Source organism: Bradyrhizobium genomosp. III (assembly GCF_000261705.1).
GTDB classification, from domain to species: domain Bacteria; phylum Pseudomonadota; class Alphaproteobacteria; order Rhizobiales; family Xanthobacteraceae; genus Bradyrhizobium; species Bradyrhizobium ottawaense.
In genome coordinates, this window is sequence record NZ_AJQF01000492.1 from 1 (window position 1) to 878 (window position 878).

Here is an 878-nt window from a genome sequence, read left to right on the forward strand (position 1 = left end):
CTTGCCGTAGAGATCGAACGGCAGCATGCCGAGCCGGTCGGCCCATTTGCCGTCCTTGACGCAGGCGTGCAACTCGTTCGCGCGCTTGGCCAGCGTCAGCATCATGAACAGCGCCTGCTCGGCGACCGAGGGCGAGTTGGCGCTGCCCGCGACCATCAGCGGCACCTTGCGGCGGGAGAGGGCGGGCACGTCGACGGCGTCGTAGCCGACGCCGATGCGGGTCACGACCTTCATGTCCTTGGACGCCTCGAGCTCGGTCTCGCCGAAGGCGGTGGCGCCGAGCGCCACGCCATGGACCGGCGCATGGCTCTTCAGCAAGGCCTCGAAGTCCTTTGCCGAGATTAGGTTCGCAAACTCGACGAGCTCGATATCGTCCCGCTGGGTGAGGAGGGCGCGTGCCCCTTGCGACAAAGTTTGTGTAATGAAAATCTTCTTCTTGTTGGTCGCCATCGTCCCCTGCCTGCGCGAGTTTCTTGGACCGGCGTCACAACACGACGCCGGTCGCCTCGTTTAGCAGGTGCATGTTATTGAGGTCCATCGCCAAACGCATGGGTGCCCCGTCCTTGGCGCCGGCGTTGGGATCGACGCGGCCGCAGATCGGCGTGCCATCGAGCCCGAAATAGACCAGGGTCTCCATTCCCATCGGCTCGGTGACGTCGAGCACGGTGTCGAAGCTCTCGACGCCCGGCCCCAGATGCGCATGCGACTCAGTGAGATGCTCGGGCCGCAGGCCGAGCAGCAGCTTGTCGGTGCGCGGCAGCGCGTTGTAGCGCGCCGCGCGGGCCGGCGGCAGCGCGAACGCGATGCGGTCGGTGAGCCGGATCTGGAGCGTGCCGCCGGCGTCCTCGAGCCGGCACGGGATGAAGTTCATGGCGGGG

At 66.5% G+C, this 878-nt stretch carries 1 protein-coding gene and 1 pseudogene; both read right to left on the reverse strand.

Annotation, left to right across the window (positions count from 1 at the left end; genetic code table 11):
- Positions 1-450, reverse strand: a pseudogene (locus tag IC66_RS0138520) (hydroxyacid dehydrogenase); the annotation flags it as partial.
- Positions 451-484: 34 nt separating this feature from the next.
- A partial coding sequence (locus IC66_RS0138525) for a TOBE domain-containing protein (RefSeq protein ID WP_349643745.1) occupies positions 485-878 on the reverse strand: 394 nt, incomplete at its 5' end.